Here is a 22,763-nt window from a genome sequence, read left to right on the forward strand (position 1 = left end):
TCCGGAGGATTGCCATGCCGTGGCGCTTTTCCGAATCTCCATCCGGCATAACCGCGGATTCAGGCGTCTATATCGCGTCTACGGAGTCCGATCTCGATGATGTCGACGACCTGTGGCGGGAAGTCTACGGCCATCAATACGGCTGGCTACCCGTCAACGCGCCGGCGTTGCACAAGGACCACTATCACCACAACTCCACGTATCTGCTTGGCGTGTCCGAAGGGCGGGCGGTCGGTACGATGCGACTCGTGCGAGATTCCCCGCAACGGCTTCCGGTCGAACAATTCACCTCGATCGAAGAACTCCGCGCCGAGGAGCGGCGGCTGATCGAGGTTCAACGACTGATGATTATCGACGAATACCGCAACCGACGAGTGCCGGGGATGCCGTTCGGCGTCTTCGCGGCTCTGATCAAGGGCTGTCTTCACTGGTGCCTGCGCAACGGCTACTCGCATATCGTCGCGGATCTTTTCCTGAACACCGCCACGACACCGATGTCTCCGCTGCTCGCCTTGGGCTTCCAACAGACCGGCATCGAGTTCGTCGACACCGAACTCGACGAACCCGACCGTAGCGTCGCCTTACTCCTGGAGGTCGGCGAACTGTTCTCCAGACCGTTCCGCACCACCAACGCGTTCTATCGCTACCTGATAGAGCCGGACGCCGCTATCGACGTCTACGCCTGACTGATCACCGCACATTTCGCGTGAAAGGTGAAACAATCGTGCCTGAAAACGATGAAGTCTACGACGTCGTGGTGATCGGCGGTGGCCCCGGCGGTGCCATGTCCGGCACCTTGCTCGCGGACGCGGGCAAGCGCGTCCTGATCATCGAGGCAGCGAAATTCCCGCGCTACCACATCGGCGAGTCGCTGCTGTCCGGGACGGCGGACCTGCTGAACCGGATCGGAGTACTCGACCGGCTCGAGAGCGGTGGCTACGTCAAGAAGCACGGGGTCGAATGGGTCTGGGGCGACAACCGAGAGCCGTGGACGGTCTACTTCAAGGACGCGCTCGCGATGCCCTACGACTACGGCTATCAGGTGGAACGGGCCGAGTTCGACAAGCTCCTCCTGGACAACGCCCGCGAGCACGGGGTCGAGGTCCTCGAACAGACCAAGGTCGAAGACTTCGCGCTTGGTGGCGACGCGCCGTCGACCGTTTTCATGAAGGACGCCGACGGGAAACAGAGCACTGTGCGGACCCGATGGATACTCGACGCGTCCGGTCAGGGCGGCACGGTGACCAAGCGCCTGCACCGGCAGGAATGGGATCCCTACCTGAAGAACCTCGCCGTCTGGAGCTATTGGAAAGGTGCCCGGCGTCCGCCCGGCCTGGACGCGGGCAATACGTTCCTCCCGACTTTCGACGAAGGTTGGTGGTGGTTCATTCCCCTGCGTGACGACATCACCAGTGTCGGAATGGTCGTCGACAGCAAGGTCGTCCACGAAAACCGCGGGCAGGGCATGGAGTCGTACTACGCCGACTGCCTGGCACGTACCCCGGAACTGGCCGAGCGATTGGCGGGCGCGGAGCGCACCGACGAGATCCATGTAGCAAGGGACTGGTCGTACGTATACGACAGGTTCAGCGGGGACGGGTACATCGCCGTCGGGGACGCCGCATGCTTCATCGACCCGCTGTTCTCGACCGGCGTCCATCTCGCCATGCTCAGCGGCTTCCTGGCCGCGGTGGCGATCAACACCGCGCTCGACAAGCCCGAGATCGACCGGGATGAGGTGCTGGACTTCTACGAATCCGCTTATCGCAAGGAGTTCGCCAGGCTGCGCGCACAGGTGTACTTCCTCTACGGCGGGCACGGCAGCAGCAAGGACTCGTACTTCTGGCACGCCCGCAGCCAGTTCGAGGTCCCCGAGGTGGATCCGGAGAAGGCGTTCATCTCCCTGATCGCCGGCGCGTTCCAGCATCGCTCGTGGTACAGCCGCTACCTCGAACGGCTCGATGTGCCCTCCGATCTCCGATCCACCATCGAAAAGATCTTCGACGGCAAGTCGACGGGGATCGGTGTGGACCCGCACCGGCCGATCACCCGCGCTCCGGACATCGGGTATGTCGACGACCTGGCGATCGACGGGGCACATCTCCGCCGTGGCCGGTCGATCGTCACCTCCAGCGGTATGTCGGTTCCGCTGACCCCGCGACTCGAGCGGCTCGTGGAACTGGCCGACGGGACGAAGTCCAGCATCGAACTCGTCGACGAACTCGCCGGGACCGAGATCGTGGACCGCGACTCCGCGCAGAGCCTCGTACACGAGGCGACCAGCTACGGGTTGCTGGTCCCGGTCACGTGATCTCTCGCTCCCCCGGCCGAAGGCACCACACGAAAGGAGGTTCACGATGGCCATGATCGCCCCGCTCCACGAGGACGAGGTGACCCCGGAAGTCGCGCACGTATTCGCGAGGGTCGAACAGGAATACGGCTTCGTCCCCAACATCCTGCGTACAATGGCCCATTGCCCCGACCTGCTGACCACGTTCGTCCCGCTGTGGGCACAGATCTATCAGTCGCCGACGATCGGAGCGCGACTACGCGCACTTGCCGCCCTTGGAACGGCGAAGGCGCAGGAGTGCACCTACTGCGTCGCACACATGACCGCATCCGCCCGTAAGGCAGGGTTCGGAGAAGAGCAGATCCTGGCGGTCGGCGATCTCAGCGTCATCAACACGGCGTTCAACGACCGCGAGTCGCTGATCCTCGAGACCGCTGACGCGCTCACCCGCGACCCGGACGGCGTCTCGGATGAGCTGCGCCGCCGTCTGGCGGACGAATTCACCGAGAGTGAAATCGTCAACATCGTGCTCGCCATCGGCATGTACAACCTGACAAGCCGGTTTCTCAAGGCTCTTTCAGTGGACGTCGAGAACGTCTTCACCGAAGCGAATTCCGCGGCAGGATGAAGGAGGACAGCATGGCCGAAGCGATCGCATCGCGTCCCGATTCGACGACGTACAAGGACGAGATCATCGACCGGTACGGGAAACACGCGTGGGACCTCATCCTCACGGTGTACGTCAATTTCTACTACTCGGAGCTCGACATCATCGATCTGTGCGCGCGCTGGCTACCGCGCAGGCACGGTCTACGGGAGAAGAACTACCTCATCAGGCACGCCGCCGACGAAGTGGTCCACGCCAGGTTGTTCCGGGAGGGGGTCGAGCGGCTCGGCCAGCCCTGGCACGACTTCGATCATGACCCGTACCGGATCGACGACATCGGTGACCGGTTCGCGAAGCTGTTCTACAGCGACGACGAGGTCGAAGTGCTGATCGGCCTCAACCTCTACGCCGAAGGCGTGCTTGCCATGGAGGAACTCTGCCAGCTCGGGCGCAGCCAGTCGCCGTACTTCTACCAGTTCGACCGCATCGAGCGGGAAGAGCGACGTCACGTCGCGTTCGGTATCACCGTAGCCAACCAGTTCCTCGACGCCAATCCCGAGGCGCGGAAACGAGCAGTGGACTACTGCAAGTGGTACCGCGAGCATCTCGAGGGTTACCTCGGCGGCCAGCTCAAGGAATCCATCAGCTGGGCGATGGAAGCGGGGTTCGTCTCGTCAGACTACCTCGACCGCACGCGGGAACGATTCAACGACGTGATGGCGAAGATCGGAATCAAGGAGGAACTGGCATGACCTCGCCGTACGACCAGGCGCTCGAAGAAACCTCCTCGGTGCTGCAATCCGCGGTGGTCGACCACCCGTTCATCAAGATGATCATCGATGGCGAGCTGACCGAGGAGGTCTACGCTGCCTATCTCCGGGAAACCTACTTCCTGGTCAACCAGACCCCGTACTTCCTGTCGGCGGCGGCTTCCCGGAGTCGCGAGGGATGGTTGCAGGACTTCTTCCTGAATCTGGCCATCGAAGAACGTCATCACGACAGGCTGTGCGTCCAGGATCTGCGCCGGCTCGGCTACGACACCGACACGTATCTGGCCTGTCTGCCAGGGCTGGGAACCTGGACGATGATCGGGCAGAACCACTGGACCGTCTCTATGAAGGACCCGGTGGCGCTGCTCGGCTTCGCCGCGGCCACCGAAGGACTCGGCGCGTCACTCGGGCCGAAGGTGACCGCGGCGATGGCGGACTACCCGTTCGCGGAACGCGCCCTCACCTTCCTCAAAGTGCATTCGGAGGAAGACCAGGAGCACATCGAGATGGTGCGAAAAGCGTTCGACCGCGCGGGAAGCACACCAGAACGTCATGAGTTGATGCGCACCACCTGGACTTACACGCTCAGGGCGTACGGTCAGCTCTTCTCCGACGCCCTGGCACGGACTCCGGTCGGCGTATGAGCACCGCCACCCCGGTGACGGCACCCTGTCCCCTGCCGTCGATGCTCGACGCGATCACCACGGACGAGGTCTCCTCAGTGATCTTCCGCCGGGCCGGGCGCTCGATGCGGGTGAGCCATGGGCAGTGCCGCAAGGACGCCGGTGTCGTCGCGGCCGCTTTTCGCGAGAAGGGGATCTCGACCGGCGAGCGGGTCGCGATCCATGGGACGACCAGCTACGAGTGGGTGCTGGCGGACCTGGCCTGTGTCCTCGTCGGGGCGTTGTCCGTCGCCCTCTACCCCAGCGCTCCGCTCGAAAGAGCGGTGGGGGTCGCCGCCGAGAGCCGCTGCGGACTCGTGTGCACCGATCGGGCCGACGCGGTGACGGCGTTCCGAGAAGCAGGTTTCGCCGTACTGTTCCTCGGCTCGTCTTCGGAGGCTCCCGACGGCACCGAATCCGTGGAAGGGCTCCTCGCCGCCGCAGAGGACGAGCTCGCTGCCACGGCGGCGATTCCCCGAGAGGGGCCGTTCACCGTCGTCTCGACGAGCGGCACGCTGTCAGAACCCAAACTGTTCACGGTCGCGGCGACTCCGCTGCTGTTCACCATGGACCGGTTCGCCGAGATCTACGGGTTCGGCCGGGGCGATCGGCTTCTGCTGTACTTGCCGCTGTCCCATTTGCCGCAACGGATGATGCTCTACTGGGGACTGTGCAACGGACTCGACCTCATCTTGTCCGATCCCGCACACATGACCGCCGACGGTGTCGATCACCGGCCGACGCTGCACGTCACGGTCCCCAGGGTGCTCGAACACGTGCGCTGGCGCGTGACGAAGATGCTCCAGGGCACGGAGGCCACACCGGAGGCGGTGACGAACGCCTACCAAGCGGTCTTCGGCCCGGCGATCCGCTCGATCTTCGTCGGCAGTGCTCCGACCGATCCCGGTCTCATGGCCGAGTTGCTCGCCGCCGGCCTGCCGGTCCACGAGGTCTACGGCACGACCGAACTCGGGATGATCGGGCTGAACACCCCGGATCACCGCCGCCCGGGGACTGTGGGCAAGCCGATTCCCTGGGGCGCGGTGGAACTCGACCGGGAAACGCGCGAAGTGCGGGTTCGCACCCCCACACCGTTCTTGCACGGCAGGCTTGACGGCGGTGAGGTGCGGCCGCACCATTGGGAGCCCGGCCGGTTCGAGCCGACCGCCGACGTCGGCGAGTTCGACGCCGATGGGTTCCTCCGGGTGATCGGCAGGCTCCGAGACTTCGTGGCGCTTCCGAGTGGCGAGAAGGTCTTCGTCCGACCGATAGAGGACGCGGTGTCGAAGTCGGCGAAAGCCGAACTGTGCCAAGTATCGATTCGCGCCGATGGCGCACTCGGCGCACTCCTGTTTTTCGCGCCTGACGCCGACGAAACCGATGACGACGCTGTCAACGCGCTGATCCGTGTCAACCAGGACTTGCATCCGTGGGAACGGGTGAAGACCTACGCCGTCGTCAGGCGGCTGCCTACCGTCGAGGAGGGTTGCCTCACGGAGACGTCGAAACCAAGGAGGCATGTGATCGAGCAGGTCCACGGCGAGAAAGCGAACTGGCACCGGCTCGATACCAAATCCGTGAGAACGGGCTAGACCAGCGGTCCTCGGGCTGAAGGGATGAACAACGTGGAACGAATCGAGGTCGACGGAGGCGACATCCGCTACCGGTTTGACGGCAGCGGCCCCTCGCTGGTCCTGCTGACCACGCTGTCCGGCACCTGGATGCGGCAGCTACCGGTCTTGACCCGGCATTTCCGGGTATTGACCTACGATATGCGCGGCTTCGGCGAATCGGTGTCGGACACCGGATTCCCGGCCAACGCCGAGCACGCGGACGATCTCGCCGTCCTGTTCGACCGCTTGGACATCGACCGCGCCGCGGTGATCGGGATGTCCCACGGCGGCCTGGTCGCCCAGCACTTCGCGGCCAAACACAGCGAGCGGCTGTCCGGTCTGGGCCTGGTCGCCACGTTCGCGGCACCACACGGGCCGACCTCGCTGCTGCTGAGGATGCTGAACGGCTTCCTGGACCGCGGCGACCTGGCGGGCTTCTGGGAGGTGCTGAAGAGCATGCTGTTCTCGGCCGCGGGCGCGCCTGCCTTGCTTCGCCGGGAGAAGGCTTTGCGCAGGGCCATGTTCGACCAGTACGACGTCGATTCTCTCGGCAGTATCTACCGGCAGGCGATCGAGCACGACAGTCGGACGTGGCTCGGCGACCCCGGATGTCCGACGTTGGTCGTCGGCGGCGCCGAAGACATCCTCTTCCCGCCGGTGCTCACCGAGGAACTGGCGGATCTCGTCCCGGGTGCGCGGACGGAACTGCTTCCGGCTGCGCACATTCCACCAGTCGAGGCTTTCCGGCCGTTCAACGACCTCGTCGTCGAAACCTTCGGACGGGCCTCATGACCAGTGTGCGGCACAGTCTCGGTGAAGGACGAACGATTGAGCTGCCGGGAGAGTCACTTCACGTCTACGAGACAGGCCCGCCCGACGGTCCGCCTGTAGTCCTCCTTCACGGGTACCTGACTTCAGCTCTCACCTGGCGCGACATCCATCCGGTCCTCGCCGAGACCCACCGTGTGATCGCCGTCGACCTGCCGGGTTGCGGTCGTTCTCCCGCGCCGTCCCGCAGCGACTGGACGGCCGGACGGGCCGCGGACCTGATCGCCGGGCTCTTCGACGCGCTCGGCCTGTCGACGGCCGCCGTGGTGGGTAGCCAAATGGGCGGCTCTCTCGCCGCCTGGTTCGCAACCCGGCATCCACGACGGGTCTCGCGACTCGTCGTGATGGCCGCCGGCGCGCTCGGCGAGAGTTCCGCGAACCTGACGCTGTACCGCGCGTTGGCGACTCCCGGCCTGGGATCGCTGCTCGCCCGGCTGTTCCCGTACCGCGCCTTCACCCGGCTCTGGGCAGCGGCACACGGACCGGATCACCGGCTCGACCCCGGCCCCACCCGGATCTACCACGAACAATTCCGCAGGCACGGTCAGGCCATGACCCGGTTCGGACTCGGAGTACGGCTCAGCTACGGCGCGTCGTATGACGCACTGGCACGTCCGCTCACCGCACTCGGCATACCGACCCTGCTCCTTTTCGGAGACGCGGACCGGCTGGTCCCGCCGTCCACCGGAGAACGCTTCGCCTCCCTGATCCCCGGGTCCCGGCTCATCCTGTTGCCGGGCTGCGGGGACTTCCCGCAAGAAGAAGCACCTGTGGTCGTCGCCGCCACGATCAAGGAGTTCCTCACCGAGCCTGAGTGACACGGAGAATCCCACCGTCGCCAAGGAGCCGCCCATGGCCGCCTTCTCAGCATCCCGGTCCTCCCGATCGGCACTCGCGGTGGACGACCCCGCCGCCCCCACCGCGGTGATCGTCGATGGATACTCGACCGGCAATTTCCTCCCGCGGGCTTTCGCCGCACTCGGGGTCCGTGTGGTCCACGTACAAAGCACCCCGGAGTTGATGTCCGCCATTCTCGCGCCGAAGTTGGACGAGTACACGGACAATCACCTTTGCGCAGCACCTGACCAGCTCGAAGCCACCTGCACCACCCTCGTCCAGTTGAAGCCGATCGCAGTTCTGGCGGGCCAGGAACCTGGAGTGCGCTTGGCCGACCTGCTCGGCGAACGGCTCGGCGTCGCCTCGAACGGTGCGGCGAGTTCTGACGGGCGGAGGGACAAGTTCGTCATGATCGAGTCGCTGCGTTCAGCCGGACTTCACTGCGCGGCCCAGGCGAAAGCGGCAACAGCGGCGGATGCCGTGGTCTGGGCACAGCACGCCCCTGGCGGGTTTCCGGTAGTGGTCAAGCCGTTGAGCTCCGCGTCCACCGATCATGTCGTGATCTGCGACGGACCGGAGGAAGTCGCCGCAGCCGCGGAGGCCGTACTCGGCTCGACAGACATCTTCGGTGACACCAACACGGAAGTCCTGGTCCAGAGCTACCTTCCGGGCACCGAGTACATTGTGGACACCGTGAGCGCAGACGGATGCCACTACACCTGTGGTGTCTGGCAATACCGGAAGCGCACAACTCCGAGCGGGAACCGCATCTACGACCGCGACATCCTCCTGGATCCGGACGAGAAGCCGGTTCGAGAAATCGTCGAGTACGTCGAAACCGTCCTCAAAACGCTCGGCATTCGTTACGGGCCGGCTCACGCGGAAGTGATCGTGACCCCGAACGGTCCGGCCCTGGTGGAGATCGGTGCCCGCCTCAACGGCAACATGCATCCGGGATTCCACGACCGCTGTCTCGGGGTCAACCAAGCCGATCTGACCGCCCTGGCCTATACGCGTCCCGACGACTTCCTCGACCGCTACGCGGGGAAGAGCTACACACGGGTTCAACCCGCCGTCGTGCACAACACGTTCACCGCCAGGCACGGGGTCGTGGAAAAGGTGGATCAACGGACCGTCGACCGCATCTCGGCGTTGCCCAGCGTTCACCTCGTCACAGTGAAACTGTCCGCTGGGCGGGTCATGAAGCCGACCGTGGACCTGCTCACGAGTCCACTTCGGATCTTCCAGACTGCACCCGACCCGGGTGTGATCGAAGCCGACTACCGGGCCATCCAGGACCTCAAGGAGCAGGTCTATCAGCTGTATCCCAAGACATCCGATGACAGGTGGTGACAGGTTGCCGAATTCTACGAACGTTCAAAGGCTCACCGCGGCGATCAGGGTCGAACCCCGGCCTCTGTCTCGGCCCTTCCGGTTCGCTCATGCCGCGATCGAACGGGTCGACCTCGTCCACCTCGACCTCATCGGCGAGGGCACGGTCGGCGAAGGAGAGATCGCGGCCGGGATCGACCACGGCCAGAACCCCATCATGATCGCCGACGAAGCCCGAAAGCTGTCCTCCGTGGTGGCCCGTCAGGGGCGGCTCGACGTGGCCGGCTTGACGGCCGTGCTGCGCGAAAACGAAATCCAAGCTTCCGGGCCCGCCCGGCTGCTGGTCGAAATGGCATACCTGGACCTCCTCGCGAAGGACGCTGCTGTACCGGTTTGGCATTTGCTGGGCCTCCCGCCACCACGAAACATCCGCCTGGTCCGGACCGTGCCACTGGACGAGGAGTTTCCCGAACGGCAGCGTCCGCTCAAGGTCAAGCTCGGCGGTCCGGATGACGAACGGATTCTCGGCCGTCTCTCAGCCGTGCCCGGCCCGATCATCCTCGATGTGAATCGAGGATGGGGGCGAGCCGAGTGGCTGCGGTTTCGTGAAGCGGTACAGGCCATCGCGCCGGCAGTGCTGGAAGACCCGGTAAGCGACGAAGAACTCCTGCCGGAGATCAGAGCCGCCCTGCTGGGCACCGCGGTGGTGCTCGACGAGGGGATCGAAGGAATGGCGGACGTCGAACACGCGTCGACGATCGCCGACGGGGCGAACGTCAAGCTCATGCGCTTCGGGGGGATCCTGCCCGCGGCCGAAGCGCTCGACACGCTCCGCGAGGCTGACGCCACAACGATGCTGGGGTGCTACCTGGAACCGCCTCGGGCCATCGCATATGCCGCGCAACTGGCAGGCCTGTGCGATTGGACCGATCTGGACGGACACTTCTGGCTGACCGATGACGCCGCGACGTCGGCCTATCGGCTCGATTCCTCGCGGCCGGGTATTCCCGAAATCAGCTACACCGTGTGAACGCACCAGAGAGTGAAAAGAGGACACGATGAACGAACCGGCGTTCGAGATCAGGTACGTCGAGACCGACGACATCCTCTGGCACGACACGACTCACCTGACCCGATCCCTTTCCTCCGATCGGCCCCGAATCCCCGAGTACTACGGATATGACAAGCGGGGCAGTCTGCTCTTCGAAGCCGTCACGAAGCTCGCTCGATACTACCCGACCCGGGTCGAACAGGCTCTGCTGTCGGAGACCGCCGACAAGATCGCCACGACGATCGCAGGCTGCGCCCTGGTGGAACTCGGCAGCGGAAGCGCGAAGAAGACAGGCACCCTTCTCCGCGCCTGTGCGGAGATCTCGGATCCACACTTCGTACCGCTCGACGTCGATCCAGCGATGATCCAGCACAGCTTCGAATCCCTGTCCAAGTCCGTGCCGAATCTCAGAATGACCGGAGTGGTCGGGCGGTACGAGAACACCCTGCCGCAAGTGACGCGCGAGGAGTTCGGTCCTCGCTGCGTCACCGCTCTCGGCAGCAACATCGGCAACATGCTCCCTGAGGAGCGCCGCTCGCTGCTGGCGATGATCTGCGCCAACCTTCACGCTGGCGAATACTTGTTCGTCACAGCCGATCTGACGAAATCGAAGGCGATGCTGGAGACGGCGTACAACGATCCACCGACCGATCGGACACACACGGACTTCCGGCTCAACCGGCTGGTGCACCTGAACCGACTCTACGGCTCGTCGTTCCGGCCGGAGCGCTTCTACGAGTACGCGCACTACGACGTCGAGATGCAGCGGATCGTCGTACACCTTTACAGCACCGAAGACCAGGTCGTCGATCTGGGCGCGCTCGGCCGCTCACTCAAACTCGGCAAGGGTGACTCGATCATCATCGATCATTCCTGCAAATTCACCATCGACGCGCTCTCGGACGAGATCTGTGGACTGGGGTGCCGTCCAGTCAACTCGTGGTTCGACGCGCGGTACCGCTACGGCGCCTTCCTCTTCCAGAAGAGGTGACCCGTCGTACTCGGTACTGAACTGTTGACGGCTCGCTGCACCAGGCGCTGAAACGGAGGGACATGAGCGCGGCGGAGTTGAATGTCAGGATCCTGCTCGCGGTAGTGGTGATCCTCATCGGTGTACGCGCAGTCGGCTGGCTGTTCGGTCGATTCGGCCAGCCCCGGGTACTCGGCGAGATCGTTGCCGGAATCGTGTTAGGCCCCAGCGTGCTCGGCTTGCTCCAGCCGGCGGCCATGGCCTTCGTGTTTCCGGGCCCGGTGATCGACAGCCTGCGCGTACTGGCCCAGTTCGGGTTGGTGATCTTCATGTTCCTGCTCGGGCTGGACCTCGACCTCGGCAAACTACGCGGCAGCGGCCGCACCGTGACCGTCGTGGCGAACGCCTCCGTACTCGTTCCGTTCGCACTCGGAGCCGGCTTCGCGGTGCTGATCTGGCCGCGGTTCGGCGCGCCGGTCGACCCAGCCGTCTTCTACGTCTTTCTCGGCGCGACAATGAGCGTGACGGCGTTCCCGGTGCTGGCCCGGCTGTTGCAGGAGTCCGAGCTGGCGAAGGAGCGTGTCGGTGTGATCAGTCTGGTCTGCGCCGCGATCAACGACCTCGCCGCCTGGATTCTCGTCGGTGTTGTCGCCGCCCTCGCCGGCTCGTTCGGTGACTCGCACGCGACCCGATCGCTCGCATTCGCGGCGGCCTTCGTCGCCTGCATGCTCATGGTGGTCCGGCCACTGCTTCGACGCTGGGGTGAACCACCGGTATGGGCTGTTCTCGTCATCGCGCTGTTGAGCGCGTGGGCCACTGAGCAGATCGGCGTACACGCGATCATCGGCGGATTCGTCGCCGGCCTGGTGATGCCACGGAGACCGGAATGGCAAAGCCGGCTGAGCGACCGGATCGGCGTGGTCGTGTCGAATCTCCTGCTCCCGTTGTTCTTCGCGGTGGTCGGCCTGTCGACCCGCATCGATCAGCTTTCCGGCGCCGGACTCCTGCTGCTGGCCGGTGCCGTCGTCGTGGCGATCGCCGGGAAGCTGGGTGGGTCGGCCATCGCCGCGCGTCTCACCGGCGAGACACGGCGAGACGCTCTGACCATCGGAATCCTGATGAATACCAGAGGAATCACCGAAATCGTCATGCTGACTACCGGCCTGCAACTGGGCATCATCTCCACGACGGTCTTCACGGTCATGGTGCTGATGGCGCTGGTCACCACCGTGATGGCCGCCCCCGCGTTACGCATCGTTCGACGGCCACCGGAAACGCCGCGCAAGCCGCCCCTCCGGCAAAGCTCACCGACTGGCGCGGGGAGGCCGATGTCATGACAGGCAGTGGAGGACCGCGTCTGTTGGGACTCGACATCCCGCTGGCCCTGGCACCGATCGGCAGCGCGTGTACACCGGCCCTTGTGGCCGCTGTCAGCGAGACGGGGGCATTGGGCATCCTCGCGGGATCATGGTCGGACGGGGAACAACTGGCAAACCACATCCTCGCGATCCAAGCAGCTACTTCTCGTGTCTTCGGTGTGAACCTTGTCCTTTACCGGCCGCAGCGAGAACGACTCGCGGTCGTGCTCGACCACGGAGTCCCGATCGTCTCGACCTTCTGGGGAGACCCGGCTCCCTATCGTCGTGCGATAGCCGCGGCGGGTGCCCTGCACATCCACACCGTGGGTTCGAGCGAGGAAGCGCGAGCCGCCGCTGACCTCGGGGTAGACGTGCTCGTCGCCCAAGGCTGGGAGGCAGGTGGGCACGTCCGAGGTACGACCTCGACCCTCGCCCTCGTCCCGGCGGTCGTCGACCGCGTCCACCCGCTGCCGGTGTTCGCCGCGGGCGGGATCGCCGACGCACGGGGAGTCTCCGCAGTACACGCGCTGGGAGCCGTCGGCGCCTGGGTCGGCACCCGGTTCCTCCTGGCACAAGAAGCCGCGACGCACCCGACGTACCGCGAGCGGCTCATAGCCGCTGTCGGCGAGGATTGTGTTTACACCACCGCGTTCCGCGACAACTGGCCAAACGCACCTCATCGCGCTCTGCGTAACAGCACGATGGAACGCTGGCTGGACGCGGGAAGCTCGGCTTCCGGAGCACGCCCTGGCGAAGGCGACATCGTCGCCCGGCACAGCCGCGAAGGCGCGGTTCTCCGCTACGCCGACAAGGTTCCCACCGACGAGCACGTCGGAGACATCGAAGCCATGGCAATGTACGCGGGCCAGGGCACGGAACTTCTGCGTTCCAGCCAGCCGGCCAAGGAAATCGTGACAGAGCTGGCCCGCGGCTGTCCGCGACCGACCCCCTGATCCCGGAGGAGTCAGATGGGCGAGATGACCACCGTGTCGGTGACGCACTCGACGATGGATCGCCATGCTCGATACCTTCGCTCGCACGGCGTACCCGACGCGACGAGAATCGCTCAGGTCGATGGCACGATCGTCATCGACGTCCCTGAAGCCGAGTTCCGGGTATCGCTTGACAGCAATGCGGCAGGCGCGTCGACGCAGTTCTTCGCGGTCTTCCGGGAAGACAAACCAGCTGGTGGCACCTGGTGGTCCAGGTGGACTGTCCTGGTGGAGACATCGGCGAGCGCACACGAGATTGGTGTCCTGATCGCCGACCAGGTGCACGACAGTCGACGCCGATTCGCCAGAATCCTCGCCGAGCAGCGATAGGAGCGGGAAGGCATGTGAGCAAAGTGACAGCCTGTTCGTTCGGGGCACCAAGGCCGTGCCACGTATACCGCGTGCGACGCCTCTGCTCCTGCACAGGGCCTGCTGGAGACTGCCCTCGCCGACAGCGGCGTTCCGCACGGCCGCGGTCGCCGAAGCCTTCTTCGCCACACTGAAAACCGAGATCGGTGCCACGATCTGGCAGACCCGCAACCGGGCCCGCCAGAACGTATTCGCCTACCTGCACTACTACAACCACACAAGGCTGCACTCCACCCTCGGCCACAACACCCCAGCCGAAACCCGAACCAACCACCACGATCAAGTCTCCGCTGCCTGAAACCCCGTGTCCGCCCCACCGGGGCAACTACACGGTCGTTCGTTGGACGGGCGTCACTGTCGATACTGCATCGCTCTGGAGCCCTGACACGAGGAAGCCCAGACCACCTGCTCTGATCACCGCCTCACGCCGGAGCGTTCCTGCCTTGTCGGGATTTGTCGGTGCTGGATGTCATGCTCTCCACGCTCAAGATCTACTTGAGCTGGGTGGGTATCCGGCTGGGCCGCGTCGTCCATAACTGCGCTGCCCAGCGCCCATGCTTGGCCGTCAGTATTCGCCGGAGGTCGTGCCTGCCGCCCACCTGTCCGCTAGGTAGCAGGGTGCTCTTGCTTTGGCGATTCCGGGGCCGAGGAAATGACGGCGGCGAGTCGCTCGGCCGCTGTTTGGGCGGTGCCTTCCTCGGCGGCCTCCACCATCACCCGTACAAGCTGTTCGGCACCGGAGGGACGGATTAGAACCCGGCCATGGTCGCCGAGCTCGAGATTCGTCTTCTCGACTGCGTCACGGACCTCCGCTGAATTGACGATCGCGGTCTTGTCGTGAACCGGCACGTTGACTAGAACCTGCGGTAGGCGATGCATGACGCTGGCGAGTTCGGCAAGCGACCGGCCGGTCGACACGACCCTGCTCATCAGGAGCAGGGCGGTGAGTAGCCCATCACTGGTGGTGGAGTGGTCTGGCAGCACGATGGCTCCGAAAGGAGCCCCTCCCAGCGAGTACTTGCCGGCACGCAGCTCCTGCATCACATGCCGCTCCCCAACCGCCGTGGTCACCACGGTCACACCGTGTGCCCGCATAGCCAGGTGCAGACCGAGATTACTCATCACGGTGGTGACCACGGTGTCGTTCGCCAGCTTCCCAGCATCGGCAAGGGCCAGAGCCAACACCGCCGTGATCTGGTCACCGTCGACGATCTCACCATTTCCGTCGACGAAAAGGCAGCGGCGCCCTTCACTGTCGTGGGTAATGCCGAGATCGGCTTTGCGGTCCCGCACTGCGTCCCGGAGACGGCGCAGAGAAACTGACTCGTCGTCCTCACGCTGGGCGGTCTGGACAGCAGCGAGATCGACACCCGCCCGGCGGTAGACATCCGACGCGAACGTCACGACAGCACCAGCAGGACAGTCCAAGACGACCCGCAAGCCATCCAGCGGACGCGGTACAGAGGTGAGGAGGTGTGCGACGTAACCATCGCCAGCATCTCGGGAATCATTCACACGACCGATCGACCTGGACGCAGCCCCGGCGAACGACGCAGCGGCGAGAGCCACCTCGATCTCGTTCTCGATAGCCACAGGAAGGACATATCCATCCGCGCCAAAAAACGAGATCTTGACCTGCCCGACCTGACCGCGTGGCACAGAGATCATCACACCGAGATCGGCACCAGACTGGACGACCTGGTATACGAGAGACGGGATCGTCGACGAGCCGCACCGGTGAACATCGGCTCCGGCCGAAGCCAGGCCCGCGACCACAGCCGCCTCGAGCATCTCGCCAGCCTCGCCAGGTTCCACACCGACTACCGCGACCACACGATCCGTGGTGGTCCGCTGCCTGATGACATCGGCCGCGGCCGAGGCGAGCGACATCGCCAGGGCAGGACTCATTTCGGCGTTGGCAAGACCTTGGATTCCGGACGTCCCGAACAAGCGCCCCTTCGTGCTGCGGTCACGCGGCAGGCTGGCAGGGGTGGTCGGCGGTGGTGTCCCGGTTGAAGGATCAGACGTCTCGGCATCGGCAAATCGGCCTTGCTGTGCGCGCGTCTCGACGGCGCTGGCGGGCAGTATTCCCGGGTTCGCCATCTCAGCGATCCTCTGGACGAGCTCGGGCGTGTGCAGGCCGAGTTTTCTGTCCAGCACGATCCGCAGCTTCGCCGCCGCGATCTGCTGCGCGGTCACGTGAGGGAGTTCAGTCATGACTGAGTCGCCTCCTCCTGAGGATCAGGATGATCTCTCAGCAACTCGTCCAGTAGGCGCTTCTGAAACACATACAACAACTGACTCTCGTCCCGTTGAGCGAGATCGGACTCGGCGAGCGTGACAAGCAGCTGCAGCCCAGCCGTCTGCTTCGCCGGTGAATCGTCGGACAGCGCCAAGTCAGCTGCCCACGCGAACCGTCTCCACCATTCCTCACGCCGCGCTGCGAGCTCACGCTGTTCGGTCGCCCGATCGTTCCCCCTGACCACGTGTCGCACACCGATCAGCGCACCACCGGCAGTCAGCAATCCAACGCCCAGCGACAGCCCAGCCTGAAGCCACACATTCACGATTAACCGCCATCACGGGTCGACTGGCCAGAACGCATCTTAGCTGGCGACCGGAGCTCCTGTGGAGCTCCTCCACCCGCGCAGTGCCGCCCACCGGCCACCCAGTGCCGGTGGCACGGTCCTCGACCGGGATCGAGCCGCCTGCCCCGGTTCTCGGACGACCTGCCCGGCCAGCAACGTACAGGTGTCGCGGCGGCGCTGACAACTACGGGCCGGACCGATGTGCCACGCGGACGGCTTCCGGCCGATGCGCGAGCGCGCAGGCGCACTATTCGGTGATCGTGCCGCTTCTGCACTCAGTGATCTCGCCGTCGTCCCAGCTGCACGCAGACCAGTAGACGTAATCGCCGTTAGGAACGTTTCCCACGCCCATGCAATAGCCGTTGCCGCTGTAGACATGCTTGTAGTACTCCTTCCCGGTGGCGTGGTTCTTCACCCGTAGGGATACAGATCGTCCGTCGCCGAACGTGTCCTGAATGAAGAAGTTGTCCTTGTCCGTACTTCCGTCGTAGTCATGCCACTCGACCTTGCCCGCGTAGCCGCCCTCGCCGTCAGGAATCGACCAACTCTTGCTCGGCGACCAGCACGTCGGCGACTGGGCCTCTGGGGCCTGGGCTGTTGTGGTAGCCGCATTGGCCGAGGCCGGCGCATACAAGGCAGCGGCGATGAGAGCCACGAAGGCCAGACTAAAACATGTTCGGTTTTTCATCCTGCACTCCCGTGTCTTCTAGATAACTTCGTCCGACGCAGTGCCGACCAGTAGCTTGATGCGGCCGATGATCGCGGCTGCCACTAAAGGATGGAGCGACCGACCGGACTGGGCCACACCTTTGCGCCCTGTCGAAAACAGTCTCGTGAGGACTGACTGTTGCCATGCTCCGAGCCAGACAACGCCGCACGTACGCGAGATGTTTTGCGCCTGCTCCGGCACACAACCGGTTCACACACCACGACATCTGGAACTTGTGAGTGCCGAGAACTGTGTCACGTCATGCGACCTGCTGATATTCGTGGATCAGGCCGCCGAGGCGGTCACGTCGACGAACCCGTCCGACGCCAGTCATCCGGCTGGGAACCTGCCCTCGATCGGGCGGATGCTCGGCTAAGGAGCGATCGGGCTGATGCTGGTTGAACTGATCGACATACTCGGCCAGCACCTGCTCCGGATGACGCCAGCTGAACGACATTCACAACGCAGCGCGGACACCCGGAGCGAAAACAACGTAAGGCGCGGTGGTGAGCAGCACGGCGGAGCCACGGCCGAAGCTGACCAGCCCGGCGCACTGACCCCAGCCATAGACGTCCATAGTGCGCTACGGGCCATCGCCGACGAGTCCCTGGAGCACGGCGCGACCGGTTTGTTCGGCAGTCAGATAGGGACGGACATCGTGGGCCTTGGCACCGTTGTGGACCAAGACGTCCCGGAGTTCCTGCCCGAACAACGGAGCCAGGGCCTTGGTCAAGGCCACGATATCGCCGTCATCCGCGACATTCGTCCAGCGCCGGATTCCAGCCGGCCAGCGGCCACGGCCTTCCGTTGGCCGAGGAAGGAGCCGGTCGAAGATCAGATTGGGCACGCCGAGGGGCGAGCCGAGCGTCACGAACGTGGTCACCCGCTGGTGCGGCATTGCACACAGCGCCTCGTACGCGACGACGGAGCCCAAAGAGTGGCCCACAATGACCCGAGTCTCCGCTGTCACCGCGGCGAGAACCCGATGCTGGATCCGTTCCCGGATTCTCGCGTCTGCGAAATAGGCGTGGGTCTGCTTGAGGTTTCCGATCATGTCGGGCACACGATCAAGCGGACGTCACAGGCCCAGACCGGAGCAGGCAGGTGTGGCAGTCGGCTTGCGTTGTCGTCCGGCCACATCGATTCCGCCGATCCGTCGGTGTACGCGGCCGTCCTGGCGGAGTTCTTCGCCCGATGAGGTTCCAACCGATGACCGATCCGATGGTTCCGGCAGCAACCGAAGCGCGGACACCACTCCATCGACGAACAGGAGAGCCAACGTGCGGTAGTGGACGCCTTCGCCAGGACCCAGAAGCGATGGATGCGTTTCATCCGGCTACGTGTCGGCTGCCCGGCGAGGCCGAGGCCCGGGTGTGCGCGTCGCCGACATGCACGATCGCTCGAGAGGTCGGCCCAGCACGGCGGTCGACCGATTCCCGTCCATCGATCGCTCGGGTCGACCAGGCACGATGGCGTCGCCAGAGGCAGTCGATGGTGAATGATCCGTTCACGCAAGGGGTTCACATTCAAGCGCGTGATGCCCACGACACCGTCGTGCTCGACAGGACTCAGTAGCCGGGGCCGCCGGCCCGCGACGGCCAGATCGCGGGTGACGGGCGGGATCGTCGTCCCTGCGGCGACCGCGACACGCAATGCCTCGTCAACAAAGGTCTTGATCGTGCACGACGGCGCCAGCCACGTTGACCGAACAACTCCAGTGGCGCCGCCGACGCGAGACCCCACGAGTTTGTCGGCGCTCACGTAGTTCCAAGCAACTCGGCACACGTATAGTTCGCAGTCGCGCTGGAGCACTGGCACAAGCTGCTGACCGGTGCCCGTCGACTCGGTAGGGTTCGCGGGGAGTCGTGACCCATTATTACTTTTTGCAAAGCGGGATGACTCTCCGTAACTTGACTTCGCACCGGGAGCGCGGTTGACATCGAACCGGAAGCAAGTCGTCGTGGCCGCGTCGATCACCTCGATCAGCATCGGGGTCGCGATCACGGTGAACCTGCTGACGTCGGGCTGGAGCTGGCTGTTCTTCGTCGTGCTGGCCCTGCTGTCCGGCGCTTGGATCGGGCTCGAATCCTGGCGCGCGGTGCCCACGCGAGTCAGTGGGGAATCCCTCGGGGCACCGGTCAAGCCGACCGTCATCGGCAGTTTCGTGCCACGCCCCGAACTCGCCAGTCCCATCGTCCGCATGCTGCTCGCCGGCAAGACAGGCAAAGTCGGCATCACCACAGGACTTACCGGCGCCGGTGGCTTCGGTAAAACCACACTCGCCGAAGACGTCTGTTCCCGCACCGAGATCAACAAGGCCTTCGCGCACATCTATTGGATCCCGGTGGGGCAGGAGCTGCGGGGCGCAGCACTCGCCGACTCGATCAACGACATCAGCGAACGTGTCGACGGGCAGCGACCGGGACTGACCAGCCCGGAGCAGGCCGGTATCCGGCTCGGCGAACTGTTGAAAGCCAAGGGCAGATGTTTGCTCGTCGTCGACGACATCTGGACTGCCGAGCAGCTCAGACCGTTCGTCAACGCCGGCCGCGGCTGCACCCTGCTGGTGACCACGAGGTTCACCGAACTGCTCCCGAACGACACCGAAACCGTCGAAGTCGACCAAATGAGCCGGACGCAGGCCCGCGAGCTGGTCACCGGCGGGCTCGCACTGCCCGCCACCGTGAGCGACCAATTGCTGGACATCACCGGACGATGGCCGCTCGCGCTGGGCCTGGCCAATGGTGCGTTGCGGCGCGCAGCGCGGGATGGCGCCGACGTGACCACGGCTGCGGAGAAGTTGCTCCATCGGCTACGAGAACTGGGTCCGGCAGCACTCGACGTGACCGACGCCGCGCGGCGAAGCCGAGCCGTGGCCGCGACTTTGGAATCGTCGTTCAGCCTCCTAGGCGACCGCCGCGAACGCGTCGTCGAGCTGGGAATCTTCCCCGAGGACACCGAGATCCCCGTGGACCTGGTGATCCAGCTCTGGCAAGCGACAGCGGCGCTCACTCGTGACGAGGGTGACGAACTGTGCCGAGAACTGGCCGACCTGTCGTTAGTCGTCAGGTCCTCCAGCCAGCACACCTTGCGACTGCACGACGTCATTCGCGCCTACCTTCGCCACGACTCGGGCGCAGAACGAATCAAGTATTCGCACGGTGTCCTACTGGATGAGATCTCACCGGAACTGACGGCGCCGACGTCGAAGAGCACACAGTGGTGGCAGTTGCCTGAGTCTTCGGAGTATCTCTGGCGAAACCTCGCTTACCACCTCCTCGGCGCCGGCCGAGACACCGAGGTCGCGGCGCTGGTCACGGAACCACACTGGGTCATCAGGAAGCTCCGGAAACTGGGCCCGGTCGCCGTGGCCGAGGACCTCGCCCTGGTCGACACCGGCCCCGCCAGGGAACTGGGCAGATTCCTCGACCAGCTTGGCCACCTGCTGACTCCAACCGAACCTGAGCACGCAGTCGTCAACGCACTCGCTCACCGCCTGCCGCCCACCCCCACGTTCGCCGAGCTCCGACGAGTCGCGGTCGCGGAGGTGACTGGGTTCCCAAGGCTCGTCCCGTACCGGGAATTGCCGGACATGCCGAACCCGGCCCTCAACCGGGTGCTGATCGGACACCAGAACGACGTCGAAGCCTGCGCCTTCACCCCAGACGGGAAATGGCTGCTGTCCGCCGCGGACGACGGCCTTCGCGTCTGGGACGCAGAACGAGGCCAACTGGTCCGTCTCGTGGTCAGCACGGAGAGCTCCTTCTACAGCGGTTTCGCGTTGTCGCCGAGCGGGCGGCTGCTGGTAGCCGAAGGCAGCAACGACAAGACGGTGCAGGTCCTCGAGACAACCGGTTGGCAGACCGAAACGTTGCTGATCGGGCATCGCAGCTGGGTGACCAGCTGCTGTTTCTCCGCCGACGAACGCACCGTCATCAGCAGCGGGGACGACAACACATTGCGGGTCTGGGATATCGAGACCGGCAAGCAACTCCACGTCATCAAGACCACTGCCCAGGTCCGGGGCTGCGCAAGTCTCCTCGACGGACGTGTCATAGGCCTCGAAGACGGGCATCCGAAGATCTGGGATCCCGCGTCCGGAAATGCCATCACCCTGCCCAAGACACAAATGTCCCACGGCACAGAGCTTGCAGTGAGCCCGAACCAGCGGTGGGCCGTGGTTCCGGCAGAAGAAGGCATGGTGGTTCACGACCTGAAACGAGCCGGAGAGCCACCGCGGATGCTCCGCCACCACCACAACCTCACCTGTGCTGTGTTTTCACCGGACGGCACTGTCCTAGCGACAGGCAGCGAAGACGGACACATCGTGCTCTGGAACGTGGAGACTTGGCGGCCGGCGGGCCAGATCCCTGCTTATCTCACCGAAATCAACAAGCTGGCCTTCTCCCCGACGGCACGACGCTGGCATCGGCCGGAGACGACGCCACCGTGCGACTTTGGAACCCAGCGCTGGCTGAGAGCACCGTTCCGCAGAGGGCGACGAACACCAACGCCAACGCCTGCACCGCAGCGCCGGATGGGACCTGGCTCGCGGTTTCGACGAACACCGCAGTCGCCATTCACGACCCGAAGACGACCGAAGTACGAGAACTTCTCGACTCGCCCGAGCGAATCCACAACATGGCCCCGCTGGCGGACAGTTTCCTAACCGCCGAGTTGTACGACCAAGTCCTGGTCTGGGAGGTCGGTAACTGGAAGGCCTCCCGCATGCTCGGGAACCCCTCTGAATCCGTGATCAGAAATGTCTCCACAGGAGGCAACCTGGTGTGCGCCAACGATGATCGCCAGGTCATCGTGTGGAACGTCAGAACCTGGGACCCACCTGTCTATCTCGAGATCAGCGAATCAAGACTGTGCCTGCGCGATAAACCGCTACCAACACGGCCTCCGCTCCGAATTCGACTCGCGCGCAAGCTACGCGGTCCGATCAGCCGTATTCGCCGGTGGCCGCTCGGGCAGCAGCTCAACGGTTGGCTCAATCGACGGCTGACTCTGGCACGCAAGCCGGCAGGCGAGCTGGGTGTGGAGATCTCAGCGAGCGGCGACTGGATCGCCGTCGCCGCTCGCAACGAAGTGCACATCACTTCCACGCTAACGTGGAAATCAATCACCAAGCTGTCTCTGGACGACTCCGTACAAGGGCTGCTCGTCATACCCAAACGACACTGGCTCGCCATTGTGTCCAACGGGCGCGTCCAGTACTGGAATACCGAGAACTGGCTACCAGAGCAAGGAAACATCGACAAGCACATCATCGAGTCAGCGAATGACGGAGACTGGTCACCGGATGGCAGCCTGCTGGCCACCGTGTCGGAAGAGCGAACCCTCCGAGTACATGACAGTGGCACCGGCGTTCTCCGAACGGAGATCCGGATCGATGGCGAATTGACCGGCGTCGCATGGCTTTCGTCCGACCTTCTTGCCGCCGTCGGCGCGCACGGCGTGTACTGGTTCAACTATGTCTCCGACGACAAGGTCGCCGAAGCAACACAGAAAGCCGAAGCGGTGAGGAACGAATAAGTGCGACGACGTCGTTGCAGGCACTACTCGTGCACAAAGTTGACAGTTTACGAGCACGGTCTCTCGACATTTAGGTCAACCGGCCCGAATCGTTCTCGTCCGCCTGGCTACAAGGACCTCCGCTGGGGGCAAAGATGACGATTCCACCCAAAGTCGTTCGATCATCACGGAAAGTCGACTCGTACGCTTCAACCTCCCATCCGGCCCAGCACGCTGAATCTTCGCGCGCTCACCGATGCAGCTCGA

Annotated in this window: 21 protein-coding genes and 2 pseudogenes; 18 read left to right on the forward strand and 5 right to left on the reverse strand. The window is 64.3% G+C overall.

All coding sequences use genetic code 11. The features are described from left to right. Positions 1–14: 14 nt before the first annotated feature. The 15 genes from MJQ72_RS26210 to MJQ72_RS45195 all read left to right on the forward strand — a co-directional run bounded on the left by MJQ72_RS26210 (position 15) and on the right by MJQ72_RS45195 (position 13,977). Positions 15–686: an N-acyl amino acid synthase FeeM domain-containing protein gene (locus MJQ72_RS26210; protein ID WP_240593669.1), complete on the forward strand. Its 672-nt coding sequence runs from the start codon at positions 15–17 to the stop codon at positions 684–686. A gap of 38 nt (positions 687–724) precedes the next feature. Next, positions 725–2,311: an NAD(P)/FAD-dependent oxidoreductase gene (locus tag MJQ72_RS26215; RefSeq protein WP_240593670.1), complete on the forward strand. Its 1,587-nt coding sequence runs from the start codon at positions 725–727 to the stop codon at positions 2,309–2,311. 46 nt (positions 2,312–2,357) lie between these two features. Beyond that, positions 2,358–2,918, forward strand: coding sequence for a carboxymuconolactone decarboxylase family protein (locus MJQ72_RS26220; protein ID WP_240593671.1), 561 nt, complete (start codon positions 2,358–2,360; stop codon positions 2,916–2,918). Positions 2,919–2,929: 11 nt separating this feature from the next. Then, positions 2,930–3,649, forward strand: coding sequence for a hypothetical protein (locus MJQ72_RS26225; RefSeq protein ID WP_240593672.1), 720 nt, complete (start codon positions 2,930–2,932; stop codon positions 3,647–3,649). After that, positions 3,646–4,311 (forward strand): iron-containing redox enzyme family protein, encoded by a 666-nt coding sequence (locus MJQ72_RS26230; RefSeq protein WP_240593673.1) that lies wholly within the window; start codon positions 3,646–3,648, stop codon positions 4,309–4,311. Before MJQ72_RS26225 ends, MJQ72_RS26230 begins: the two co-directional genes overlap by 4 nt. Further along, a complete protein-coding gene (locus MJQ72_RS26235; protein ID WP_240593674.1) occupies positions 4,308–5,921 on the forward strand; it encodes an AMP-binding protein in 1,614 nt (537 codons plus the stop codon). The genes MJQ72_RS26230 and MJQ72_RS26235 overlap by 4 nt, the downstream gene beginning before the upstream one ends. 33 nt (positions 5,922–5,954) lie before the next feature. Then, positions 5,955–6,734 (forward strand): alpha/beta fold hydrolase, encoded by a 780-nt coding sequence (locus tag MJQ72_RS26240; RefSeq protein ID WP_240593675.1) that lies wholly within the window; start codon positions 5,955–5,957, stop codon positions 6,732–6,734. After that, complete coding sequence (locus MJQ72_RS26245) at positions 6,731–7,588, forward strand: alpha/beta fold hydrolase (protein WP_240593676.1); 858 nt, start codon at positions 6,731–6,733, stop codon at positions 7,586–7,588. The genes MJQ72_RS26240 and MJQ72_RS26245 overlap by 4 nt, the downstream gene beginning before the upstream one ends. Positions 7,589–7,622: 34 nt before the next feature. Continuing rightward, on the forward strand, positions 7,623–8,960 hold the full coding sequence (locus MJQ72_RS26250; RefSeq protein ID WP_240593677.1) for an ATP-grasp domain-containing protein: 1,338 nt from the start codon (positions 7,623–7,625) through the stop codon (positions 8,958–8,960). Further along, positions 8,947–9,969, forward strand: coding sequence for an enolase C-terminal domain-like protein (locus MJQ72_RS26255; protein ID WP_240593678.1), 1,023 nt, complete (start codon positions 8,947–8,949; stop codon positions 9,967–9,969). The genes MJQ72_RS26250 and MJQ72_RS26255 overlap by 14 nt, the downstream gene beginning before the upstream one ends. A 28-nt stretch (positions 9,970–9,997) precedes the next feature. After that, complete coding sequence (locus MJQ72_RS26260; protein ID WP_240593679.1) at positions 9,998–10,981, forward strand: L-histidine N(alpha)-methyltransferase; 984 nt, start codon at positions 9,998–10,000, stop codon at positions 10,979–10,981. A 62-nt stretch (positions 10,982–11,043) separates the two neighbouring features. After that, a complete protein-coding gene (locus MJQ72_RS26265) occupies positions 11,044–12,297 on the forward strand; it encodes a cation:proton antiporter (protein ID WP_240593680.1) in 1,254 nt (417 codons plus the stop codon). Next, a complete protein-coding gene (locus MJQ72_RS26270) occupies positions 12,294–13,271 on the forward strand; it encodes a nitronate monooxygenase family protein (RefSeq protein WP_240593681.1) in 978 nt (325 codons plus the stop codon). Before MJQ72_RS26265 ends, MJQ72_RS26270 begins: the two co-directional genes overlap by 4 nt. 15 nt (positions 13,272–13,286) lie before the next feature. Then, complete coding sequence (locus MJQ72_RS26275; RefSeq protein WP_240593682.1) at positions 13,287–13,640, forward strand: hypothetical protein; 354 nt, start codon at positions 13,287–13,289, stop codon at positions 13,638–13,640. Between the two features lie 55 nt (positions 13,641–13,695). Next, positions 13,696–13,977 carry an IS3 family transposase gene (locus tag MJQ72_RS45195; protein WP_396426874.1) on the forward strand — a complete coding sequence of 94 codons (282 nt, stop codon included), beginning with the start codon at positions 13,696–13,698 and terminating at the stop codon, positions 13,975–13,977. Positions 13,978–14,285: 308 nt separating this feature from the next. Here MJQ72_RS45195 and MJQ72_RS26280 read toward each other — a convergent pair whose 3' ends face one another. From MJQ72_RS26280 to MJQ72_RS26300, 5 genes are all read right to left on the reverse strand, one after another. Then, positions 14,286–15,896: a phosphoglucosamine mutase gene (locus tag MJQ72_RS26280; RefSeq protein WP_396426875.1), complete on the reverse strand. Its 1,611-nt coding sequence runs from the start codon at positions 15,894–15,896 to the stop codon at positions 14,286–14,288. Beyond that, entirely contained in the window at positions 15,893–16,246 is a 354-nt protein-coding gene (locus tag MJQ72_RS26285; RefSeq protein ID WP_240593683.1) for a hypothetical protein, read from the reverse strand. The genes MJQ72_RS26280 and MJQ72_RS26285 overlap by 4 nt, the downstream gene beginning before the upstream one ends. A gap of 268 nt (positions 16,247–16,514) precedes the next feature. Then, positions 16,515–16,922, reverse strand: coding sequence for a hypothetical protein (locus MJQ72_RS26290; protein WP_240593684.1), 408 nt, complete (start codon positions 16,920–16,922; stop codon positions 16,515–16,517). A 313-nt stretch (positions 16,923–17,235) separates the two neighbouring features. Next, positions 17,236–17,433: a hypothetical protein gene (locus tag MJQ72_RS26295; protein ID WP_240593685.1), complete on the reverse strand. Its 198-nt coding sequence runs from the start codon at positions 17,431–17,433 to the stop codon at positions 17,236–17,238. 126 nt (positions 17,434–17,559) lie between these two features. After that, entirely contained in the window at positions 17,560–18,030 is a 471-nt protein-coding gene (locus MJQ72_RS26300; protein WP_240601423.1) for a GPI inositol-deacylase, read from the reverse strand. A 1,146-nt stretch (positions 18,031–19,176) separates the two neighbouring features. On the opposite strand from MJQ72_RS26300, the pseudogene MJQ72_RS26305 reads away from it, so the two are divergent. From MJQ72_RS26305 to MJQ72_RS26310, 3 genes and pseudogenes are all read left to right on the forward strand, one after another. Beyond that, a pseudogene (locus MJQ72_RS26305) lies at positions 19,177–21,303 on the forward strand (NB-ARC domain-containing protein); the annotation flags it as partial. A gap of 20 nt (positions 21,304–21,323) precedes the next feature. Next, a pseudogene (locus MJQ72_RS45200) lies at positions 21,324–21,413 on the forward strand (hypothetical protein); the annotation flags it as partial. Between the two features lie 204 nt (positions 21,414–21,617). Continuing rightward, a complete protein-coding gene (locus tag MJQ72_RS26310; protein WP_240593687.1) occupies positions 21,618–22,517 on the forward strand; it encodes a WD40 repeat domain-containing protein in 900 nt (299 codons plus the stop codon). The last annotated feature ends 246 nt before the right edge of the window (positions 22,518–22,763 follow it).

Source organism: Amycolatopsis sp. EV170708-02-1 (assembly GCF_022479115.1).
In the GTDB taxonomy this organism is placed as follows: Bacteria; Actinomycetota; Actinomycetes; order Mycobacteriales; family Pseudonocardiaceae; genus Amycolatopsis.